At 61.1% G+C, this 9,679-nt stretch carries 8 protein-coding genes; 4 read left to right on the forward strand and 4 right to left on the reverse strand.

Going from position 1 to position 9,679, the window contains the following annotated elements:
• Positions 1 to 14: 14 nt before the first annotated feature.
• Together phnX and ACSFE6_RS23975 are read right to left on the reverse strand one after the other, a co-directional pair.
• On the reverse strand, positions 15 to 842 hold the full coding sequence (gene phnX / locus ACSFE6_RS23970) for a phosphonoacetaldehyde hydrolase (RefSeq protein WP_435429905.1): 828 nt from the start codon (positions 840 to 842) through the stop codon (positions 15 to 17).
• A 155-nt stretch (positions 843 to 997) separates the two neighbouring features.
• Positions 998 to 2,107, reverse strand: coding sequence for a 2-aminoethylphosphonate--pyruvate transaminase (locus ACSFE6_RS23975; protein WP_435429906.1), 1,110 nt, complete (start codon positions 2,105 to 2,107; stop codon positions 998 to 1,000).
• Between the two features lie 109 nt (positions 2,108 to 2,216).
• On the opposite strand from ACSFE6_RS23975, the gene ACSFE6_RS23980 reads away from it, so the two are divergent.
• A complete protein-coding gene (locus ACSFE6_RS23980; RefSeq protein ID WP_435429907.1) occupies positions 2,217 to 3,080 on the forward strand; it encodes a LysR substrate-binding domain-containing protein in 864 nt (287 codons plus the stop codon).
• 93 nt (positions 3,081 to 3,173) lie between these two features.
• Here the strand turns inward: ACSFE6_RS23980 and ACSFE6_RS23985 are convergent, their stop codons facing one another.
• Entirely contained in the window at positions 3,174 to 4,046 is an 873-nt protein-coding gene (locus ACSFE6_RS23985; protein WP_435429908.1) for a LysR family transcriptional regulator, read from the reverse strand.
• A gap of 268 nt (positions 4,047 to 4,314) precedes the next feature.
• On the opposite strand from ACSFE6_RS23985, the gene ACSFE6_RS23990 reads away from it, so the two are divergent.
• Both ACSFE6_RS23990 and ACSFE6_RS23995 read left to right on the forward strand, forming a co-directional pair.
• On the forward strand, positions 4,315 to 5,640 hold the full coding sequence (locus tag ACSFE6_RS23990; protein ID WP_435429909.1) for an MFS transporter: 1,326 nt from the start codon (positions 4,315 to 4,317) through the stop codon (positions 5,638 to 5,640).
• Positions 5,641 to 5,710: 70 nt separating this feature from the next.
• Positions 5,711 to 7,102 (forward strand): FAD-dependent oxidoreductase, encoded by a 1,392-nt coding sequence (locus ACSFE6_RS23995; protein ID WP_435429910.1) that lies wholly within the window; start codon positions 5,711 to 5,713, stop codon positions 7,100 to 7,102.
• A 56-nt stretch (positions 7,103 to 7,158) separates the two neighbouring features.
• Here the strand turns inward: ACSFE6_RS23995 and ACSFE6_RS24000 are convergent, their stop codons facing one another.
• Positions 7,159 to 8,583 carry a type VI secretion system Vgr family protein gene (locus ACSFE6_RS24000; RefSeq protein WP_435429911.1) on the reverse strand — a complete coding sequence of 475 codons (1,425 nt, stop codon included), beginning with the start codon at positions 8,581 to 8,583 and terminating at the stop codon, positions 7,159 to 7,161.
• Positions 8,584 to 8,825: 242 nt separating this feature from the next.
• Between ACSFE6_RS24000 and ACSFE6_RS24005 the strand changes: the two genes are divergently transcribed.
• Positions 8,826 to 9,530 (forward strand): YebC/PmpR family DNA-binding transcriptional regulator, encoded by a 705-nt coding sequence (locus tag ACSFE6_RS24005; RefSeq protein ID WP_435429912.1) that lies wholly within the window; start codon positions 8,826 to 8,828, stop codon positions 9,528 to 9,530.
• Positions 9,531 to 9,679 lie beyond the last annotated feature (149 nt).

Here is a 9,679-nt window from a genome sequence, read left to right on the forward strand (position 1 = left end):
TTTTTTGCGGTGAATCAGTTGTTCTGCGGCATCTCGCCTTTGGCCAGGCGTTTGTTGATGTCGGCGATCACCTCCGGCAGGTCGGTGATGGTGTCGATCATGTAGTGCGGCCGCGAGCCTTCGAACAGCTTGTGGATGCGTTTGCGCTCGCTGTCCAGTTTGTCGCTGCCCAGCGCGCGATAGCCTTCGTAGTCCAGGCCCAGCGCATTGCCCGAGCAAATCAACGCCACGGTCCACATGCCGGCACGTCGACCTTCGAGGATGCCCGGCACGGTATCGTCGATCTTCACGCAGGCCGCGACATCGTCGATGCCCAGGGCGATCACATTGGCCAGTGCCTGGGCCGGCCACGGACGGCCATTTGGCACTTCGTCGGTGGCGACCACGTGGTCGGCCACGTAGCCGTTGGTGGCGGCCAGTTCGACGACCTTGTCCATCACCTGTTTCGGGTAACCGGAGCAGGAACCGATCTTGATCCCTTGCTGGCGCAGGTTGGCGATGGTGTCCAGCGCGCCGGGAATCAGCGCCGAGTGTTCGGCGATTTTCTCGATCTGCAGCGGCATGAAGCGTTGGTAGATGGCGGTGACGTCATCGTCGGTCGGCGTACGGCCGAACACTTTGCGATAGCGCTCGGCGACTTCCGGCAGGTTGCACAGGGTGCGGATGTGGTCCCACTTGCCCATGCCCATCGGGCCCCGGGCTTCGTCGATGGACACCTGGACGTCGAACTCGGCGAAGGCTTCGACAAAGATCTGGGTTGGCGCGAAAGAACCGAAGTCGACGACGGTGCCGGCCCAGTCGAGGATGGCGGCTTGCAGTTGGGTTGGGTTGGTGTAGTTCATGGTGAAGTTATTCCTGTGGCAACTGGCTGAATGGGGAGCTGCTTTGGGTGGGAGCGGGCTTGCTCGCGAAGGCGGTGTGTCAGTCGACATATGTGTTGGCTGTCAGACCGCTTTCGCGAGCAAGCCCGCTCCCACAGGGGGGAATGCGGTGTGGCTTAGATTTCGAGCACTTCCATCTCACGCAACACTTCGCCGATGGCCGCCACGGCTTCACGCATTTCGGCGGGTTGCACATGACCGATGCAGCCGACACGGAAGGTTTCGACCTGGGTCAGTTTGCCGGGGTAGAGGATGTAACCCTTGGCCTTGACCCGTTCGTAGAATTCCTTGAACTGGTAACGCGGGTCTTTTGGGGCGTGGAAGGTGGCGATGATCGGGGCCTGGATCGCCGCTGGCAGGAAACTGCGCAGTCCGAGCTTGGCCATCTCTTCCATCAGCGCCTGGCAGTTGGCGGCATAGCGCGCATGCCGCGCCGGCAGGCCGCCTTCTTCGTTGTATTGCAGCAGGGCTTCGTGCAGCGCCGCGACCACGTGGGTCGGCGGGGTGAAGCGCCATTGGCCGGTTTTCATCATGTAGGCGTGCTGGTCGTACAGATCCATCGCCAGTGAATGCGAGTTGCCGGCGGCATTGGCCAGGGCTTCCTTGCGAGCGAAGACAAAACCCATCCCCGGCACGCCTTCCAGGCATTTGCCGGAGGCAGCGATCAGCGCATCAAACGGAATCTGTTGCGCATCGACCGGCAGGGCACCAAAGGAGCTCATGGCGTCGATGATCAAACGCTTGCCGTGCTGCTGCACGACCTGGGCGATTTCCGGCAGCGGGTTGAGGATGCCGGTGCTGGTTTCGCAGTGGATCAGGGCGACGTGGGTGATGCCGGTATCGGCGCGCAGCAGGCGGTCGACGTCGGCGGCGGTAGTCGGTTCATCTTCGGCGGTTTCGAAAGTGCTGAAGGCGCGGCCGAGCACTTCGCAGATTTTTGCCAGGCGTTTGCCATAAGCCCCGTTGATCAGCACCAGAACCTTGCCATCGCGAGGCACCAGGGTGCCGATCGCTGCTTCCACCGCGAAGGTGCCGCTGCCTTGCAGGGGGACGCAATGGTGGCTGGCTGCGCCGTTGATGATCGCCAGCAGTTGTTCACACAGGCTGGCGGTCAGTTGATTGAAGCGGTCATCCCATGAACCCCAGTCGACCATCATCGCCTGACGGGTGCGGGCCGAAGTGGTCAACGGGCCGGGGGTGAGCAGGATGGGTGCGGCAGTACTCATTCTCGTGTCCTCGCAATCGATGGGATGAAGCTACGGGGCCTAAATTGCAATTTGCCGAGTTATCAATCAAATTGTTTGTTGTTATGCCAGCCATCAGTGAGGGTTATTCATGAACCTGTTTCAGCTCCGTGCCTTCGATGCCGTGGCCCGAGAGGGCAGCTTCACCCGGGCGGCGTCGCGGCTGTTCATCAGCCAACCGGCGGTCACCGGGCACATCAAGGCGCTGGAGGAGCACTACCAGATCACCCTGTTGCGCCGCACCGCGCGGCGGGTGGAATTGACGGAAGAGGGCACCAAACTGGCGGCGATCACCCGGGCCATGTTCGGCCTGGCTGAAGAGGCACAGGTGATGCTGGAGGCTAACCGGCAGTTGCTCACCGGGCGTCTTGAGGTGGCGGCGGACGGACCGCACATGGTCATGCCGATGCTCGCGAGTCTGCGTGCGCGCTATCCGGGGATCACGGTGAACCTGCGCCTGGGCAATGCCCAGGAAACCCTGGCGGCGCTGCTGTCCGAGCATGCCGACGTGGCGGTGCTGACCGAAGTCGAACCGCGAAAGGGCCTGCACCTGCAAGCCCTGAACGAATCACGCATTTGTGCGCTGGTGCCCGCCGGTCATCCATGGGTGCAAAAGACCAAGGGCGTGCCACTCAAGGATCTGGATCAGGTGATCATGGTGCTGCGTGAACCGAGCTCGATCACCCGGCGCACCTTCGATGAAGCCTGCGCCCAGGCCAGGGTCAATCCGCGAGTGTTGCTGGAACTGGACAGCCGTGAAGCGGTGACCGAGGCCGTGGCAGCGGAGTTGGGGGTGGGCGTGGTGTCGTCGGTGGAAGTCAGCCATGATCCGCGGGTGGCGGCGGTGCCGATCATTGGGGACGGGTTGGTCAATCGACACATGATGGGGTGCATGGAGCGGCGGCGGGATTTGCGTTTGATACAGGCGTTTTTCGGGTTGGCACCAGACAGATAAACCGAGGTGCGCCCTTCGCGAGCAGGCTCGCTCCCACAGGGGAAATGCAATCCAATGTGGGAGCGAGACTGCTCGCGAAGGGGCCAGACCTGCTTAAATCAGGCTTTCGCGCACCATCTCCAGAAAGGTCGCCACAATCCGCCGGGAACTCTGCTCGCGCAAACACACCAGTGTCTCGGTCAAGCGTCGTTTGCAATCGGTAATCGGCAGCGCGCAGACCCTGGAGTCCGCACCGAACTCAGCAGCAGAAACCACCCCGATGCCAATTCCCACCACCACCGCCTCGCGCGCCGCTTCGCGGCCTTCCACCTGAATCGCCGGGCGGATCCGAAACCCGGCGCCGGCCATTTCTTCTTCCAGGGTCTGGCGGGTCACCGAGCCGATTTCCCTCAGCACCAACGGCGTGTCGTCGAGGTCCGCCAGACAAATGGATTCACGATCGGCCCACGGGTGATGGCGTGACACGAACGCTACCATCGGGTCATTGCGCAGCGGCAGGGAGATCAGGCGCTCGTCGCTGACGTCGCGGCCCAGCAACGCCAAATCGGCTTGATAGTTGAAGAGCCGGTACAGCGATTCATCGGTGTTGCCGGTTTCGATCTTGACGCTGATACCGGGGTAGCGTTCGCAGAACCGGGCGATCTGTGGCAATACATGCACCGGCGCATCCACCGCCAGTATCAGGCTGCCGGTCTGCAAGGCCTGGGAGTCCTGCAATAACTCCTGGGCTTCGGCTTCGATCACGAACAGTTTCTGGGTAACGCCGAGCAGACGCTCGCCTAAATCCGTCAGGCGCACCGAGCGTTTATTGCGATGGAACAGCAATACGCCGTAGCGCTCCTCGAGTTTGCGCACCTGATCGGAGATCGCCGGCTGTGTCAGAAACAGTCGTTCGGCAGCTTTGGTGAAGCTGCCGTAGACGGCGACAGCATGGAAGGCTTTGAGCTGGGCGTGGGAAACCGACATCGAAACCTCCAATAAAAAGCTCAGCTTATTTTTGAAATACGATAAATCGATTTCACTTATTAATCAGTAATTGTTTTTATCCACCCCAGCCCCGGTGACTGGTCAGTCGAACAGCGGCGGTGGCCATGAGCCTGTGCGTGCAACAGCAGGACTCATCTGACCGGAATCGTCCATAGGGATCAGGCGATTTCGCAGTGCTCAACAATAAAAACACAGGCGTTTTCTTCCAATTCTGCCGGCACACTCACACCCTGAGGTCAGAACCACAATGAACAAGCACATCGGCACCATCAAGCGTTGGCGCGTGCAGATCTTCGCAATCACCTGGCTCGCTTACGCTGCTTTCTACTTCACCCGCAAAGCGTTTTCCGTCGCAAAACTGGGAATCGGCGAAGACCCGACGTTCACCCTCGACAAAATGGCCATGGCCAACCTCGACGCCATCTACCTTACCGCTTACGCCATTGGCCAATTCACTTGGGGCATCCTCGCCGACCGTTTCGGTCCGAGGGTCGTAGTCCTCGGCGGGTTGTTGATTTCAGCGGCCGCTGCCCTGGTGATGGGCAGTTTCGCCACGTTGCCGATCTTCGCCACTTGCATGCTGATCCAGGGGCTGGCGCAGTCCACGGGATGGTCGGGATTGTGCAAGAACCTCGGTAGTTTCTTTCCTGCCCAGCAGCGCGGGCGGGTACTGGGTTTATGGAGCTCCTGCTACGCCTTTGGCGGGCTGGTCGCGTCGCCGTTTGCCGGGTGGTGGGCGTATACGCTCATCGGCTCATGGCACGCGGCGTTCATTTCCAGTGCGGCGGTGGTTGGGCTGGTCGCCGTGCTGTTTTTTATTTTCCAACGCAACAAACCCGAAGACGTGGGTCTTCCGGCAGTCGAACCGGAACCCGAGTTGACCGCGGAAGAGGCCCGCGCCCAAAGTAAAATCAGCGTCCTGGCACCCTTGAAGGAAATCCTGCGCAACCGCACTGTGCTGATCCTCGGCCTTGCTTACTTCATGCTGAAGCCGGCGCGCTACGCGATTCTGCTGTGGGGCCCGGTGATCGTTTTCGAGCAGATGCCTTCGGTGGGCAAGGTGGGCGCGGCGATCATTCCCACGGCGTTCGAACTGGCCGGCTTGCTCGGGCCGATCATGATCGGTCTGGCTTCGGACAAACTGTTCGGTGCCCGACGCATGCCGGCCTGTGTCATCAGTCTGTTGGCGCTGACCGTGTCGCTGGCGTTCTTCATGGGGGCGCTGCATACCGGTAGCGTGGCGCTGGTGGTGGCGCTGTTGTTTGTCATGGGCCTGACGCTTTACGGACCGGACTCGATGATCAGCGGTGCGGCCGCCATCGATTTCGGCACCGCCAAGGCCGGGGCCACGGCAGCGGGTTTTGTTAATGGCTGCGGTTCGGTCGGGGCGATACTCGGCGGCTTGCTACCGGGCTACTTCGACACTGTCACCGTATTCATCGTCTTCGCCGGTTGCGCAATGTTCTCTGCGCTGGTGCTGATCCCGCACTGGAACAGCCGCCCGGGCGGCCTGAAAACCAACTACCCGTTCGTGCCGAATCGGCCGATGACCGTAAAACCCCTGCGTACCTGAACCCAATTCCCTCGTCGCCTGCTGCTTTTGCGGCAGGCTGGCGTGTGGAAATCTGACCGGAGATTGATCCATGAGACCCTTTTGGCTGGACCAGGCCCTGAAGGCTGAAACGTCTGACAGCTGCCCGCCGCTGCAAGGCGATGCCCGCGCCGATGTGTGCATTGTCGGCGGCGGGTATACCGGGTTGTGGACCGCGATCATGCTCAAGGAGCAGAACCCGGAGCTGGATGTGTTGCTGATCGAAGCGGACATCTGCGGCGCGGGCGCCAGCGGGCGCAACGGTGGTTGCGCACTGTCGTGGTCGGCCAAGTATTTCACCCTTGAACGGTTGTTCGGCGTCGAGGAAGCGGTACGCCTGGTCAAGGAATCCGAGCGCAGCATCCACGCCATTGGCGCCTTCTGCGAGCAGTACGCGGTGGATGCCGACTACCGCCTCGACGGCACCCTTTACACCGCCACCAATCGCGCCCAGGTGGGTTCGACCGATGCCGTGATTGCGGCGCTGGAGCGCAATGGCATCAACTCGTTCAGCCAGCGACCGCTGGCGGACGTGCAGCGTATGGCCGGTTCCAGCAAACACCTGGAAGGCTGGTTTTCCCCGGCCGCGGCCAGCGTGCAACCGGGCAAACTGGTGCGTGGCTTGCGCCGAGTGGCTTTGCAACTGGGGGTGAAGATTCATGAAAACACCGCCATGACCGGACTGGAGGAGGGCAAGCCTGCGGGCATTCAAACCGCCAACGGCACTGTTCGTGCGGACAGGGTGGTGCTGGCGATGAACGCCTGGATGGCCCGCGCATTCCCGCAGTTCGAGCGCAGCGTGGCAATCGTTTCCAGCGACATGGCAATCACCGAACCGCGGCCCGACCTGCTCAACGAAATCGGATTGACCAGCGGCGTTACGGTGCTCGATTCGCGGATTTTCGTGCACTACTACCACAACACTCCGGACGGCCGGATCATGCTGGGCAAGGGCGGCAACACCTTCGCCTATGGCGGGCGGATGTTGCCAGTGTTCGATCAGCCGTCGCCCTATGCAGGCCTGTTGAAAAACAGCCTGGCGGATTTCTTCCCGGCCTTTGCCGACGTCAAGGTCGAGGCGACGTGGAACGGACCCTCAGATCGTTCAGTCACGGGGTTGCCGTTCTTCGGGCAGATGAGTGCCAGCGGGAACGTGTTCTATGGTTTCGGTTACTCCGGCAGCGGGGTCGGGCCGTGCCATATGGGCGGGCAGATTCTCGCTTCGATGGTCCAGGGCCTCGACAACCCCTGGACCCGTTCGCCGCTGGTGAACGGGCCGTTGGGTTTTTTTCCGCCGGAACCGATTCGTTACCTTGGCTCGTTGATGGTGCGCAATGCCATCCGCCGCAAGGAGCGGGCCGAGGATCACGGACGTCGCCCGCGGCACCTGGACGTGCGTCTGGCGAAGTTCGCGGCGGCGGCGGGCAAGGCTGATAAGGGATAGAGGCAGCTTCAAGCTTCAAGCTGAGAGCTGAGAGCTGAGAGCTGAGAGCTGAGAGCTTACGGCTCTGGCCGTTGGATCAGCCAGTCGAGCAGCAAGCGCGTATCGTTGCGTGGCTCCTGGGAGCGTGCGGGTCGGGTCGTGTGGTGTTGCTTAAGGGTTGCACAAAACACCGGTCGGTCGGCGTCGCCGTCGAGGAAGCTGATCAGTCCGTCGCTGCCGGCCGAAGGCAGCAAGGGCGGAGCACTCGGGCTGTCCAACGCTGCCAGGGCAACCGGTATCCAGAGACCGTAACCAGGATCGGGATCCTGCTCCGGGGTGGGCCACAAACAGACCTGGATTCGACCGCTTTCATCCAGCACCGTCGGGTGTCCGGGCGGGCCACACACACGGGCAGGCTGGTAACCGGGGATGCTCGGCCGGGGCTGTTTGAGCGCCGGACGGAACACTGTCGACCAGGGCACGGCGGTGAACTGATTGCGGTAGCGAGGCGGCGTTGCAGGTGCCCCCGGCACCAAAGTCGCTCCCTGTTGCCCCTGATGTCGCGCCTCGGTCACCAACCATTGATCGTTGAACCCCGACAGAGGATGTTCGGCCACCTGCACGATATGGGCGCTGCGCAAAAGCTCGTGGTTGCTTTGGCCCTGGATCTGCACCTGTTGGCAACGCAGGCGCTCAAGATGCCGTCGGGCGATTTGATCGCGATGGCGTTGTTCGATCGCAGGGCGTGACATGGGCGGCGCAGGCTGGTCAAAGAGCTGATTGGCTGCGCTATCGATATGACTCGCTGCACCACGATTCCGGGCATCCAGGCTCGGTGAAAAGGCTGGCGAGTCATGGCGCTGGAACAACTCACTGATCGCCGGTGAGTTACCAGGGGCTGGCGCGTCGCGTTGAAACGGCATCAGCAGCGGTTCCTGCGGGAAGCTCAGGCTGTCTTCCGCGAACACCAGCACATGGGTGTCGGCATGATGTTCGAAGTGATAGTGAATGCCTTCTTCCTCGCACAACCGTTGCAACAGGGCCAGGTCGGTTTCCTCGTACTGGATGCAAAACGGCCGTGGCGGATAGTGCCCGGTCGCCAATTCAAAGCGATAGCTGCTGTCGGGCAGGTCATGTTCCACCAGCAACTGGCGCAGGATCATTGGCACGCTGAAGTGTTGGAAAACCCGTCGTGATCGGTGCTGGTCCAGTGCCTGCAAGGCGGGCATCAGGACCAGCTTGTAGCTGATCCACTGCGACCCGCGATGTTCGCGACTGACGCTGTGCAGCACGCCATGAATGCCCGGACCTTGCCCCAGGCCGAGGCGGGCCGGTTGTTGCAGCAAGCGCTCCAGCGGCATGGCCGGTGCCAGGCCGAGCACTTCGATGTCGAATCGATAGGGTTGGTTGAGCGCCTCGTGACCGCTGAACTGCACCACTTGCAGCATCAAGTCGTCATTGAGGAGGGTCAGGGTGAAGGGACTTTCCTTGTCGTTATGCATCGATTGCGCTTCTGCCATGGAGTACGGGCGAAAAGGGTACGAAACCACGGTGCTCTGTAGTCATCGCAAATCGAAGTTTCAGAATCGCCCTACAACGATCGGTGAAGATGCCGATCCAGGGCGTCAAACGGAGCGGGGGACCGGTCATGAATTTTTGGTCGATTGCCGACTTTAGGCCGTATAAACTTGGCGCCATGCGTCGGCCAATAGATGTCTCGGCGCCATAGACAAGAGAGTGAGTAATGGGCGCACAGTGGAAGGTTAAACACAAAGAAGCGGCAGCCAATGCCAAGGGCAAGATCTTCGGCAAACTGGTGAAGGAAATCACCATTGCTGCGCGCAACGGCGCTGATGTTGCTACCAACGCGCACCTGCGCCTGGTGGTTGAACAGGCCAAGAAAGCTTCGATGCCCAAGGAAACCCTGGATCGCGCCATCAAGAAAGGCGCGGGTTTGCTGGGCGAGACCGTGCAATACCATCGCGTGACCTATGAAGGCTTTGCCCCGCATCAGGTACCGCTGATCGTGGAGTGCGTGACGGACAATATCAACCGCACCGTCGCTGAAATCCGCGTCGCGTTCCGCAAGGGCCAGTTGGGCGCTTCCGGTTCGGTGGCCTGGGATTTCAACCATGTCGGCATGATCGAAGCTTCCCCGGACACCCCGGACGCCGACCCGGAAATGGCTGCCATTGAGGCCGGCGCCCAGGATTTCGAAGCCGGTGAAGACGGCGCGACCCTTTTCCTGACCGATCCAACCGATCTCGACGCAGTACAGAAAGCCCTGCCAGAGCAAGGTTTCACTGTGCTGTCGGCCAAGCTGGGCTATCAGCCGAAAAACCCGGTCAGCGGCCTGAGCGACGAGCAGATGGCTGAAGTCGAAGCCTTCCTCGAAGGCCTCGATAACCATGACGACGTGCAGGACATGTTTGTCGGGTTGGCGGGTTAAGCCTACAGAAGGTTTTGATCTGATTTGTGGCGGGGGGGGGGGGGCGCCGTGTGGAGGAGGGAAAGAAGCAAACAAAAAAAGCAAAACCTCGCGAAAAAGGGGGGGGAAAGTCCCTCCCCCAAATTCTTTTTCGTCCCTTCTTTTTCCCG

It is taken from the genome of Pseudomonas baetica, from assembly GCF_051216495.1.
GTDB classification, from domain to species: Bacteria; Pseudomonadota; Gammaproteobacteria; order Pseudomonadales; family Pseudomonadaceae; genus Aquipseudomonas; species Aquipseudomonas baetica_B.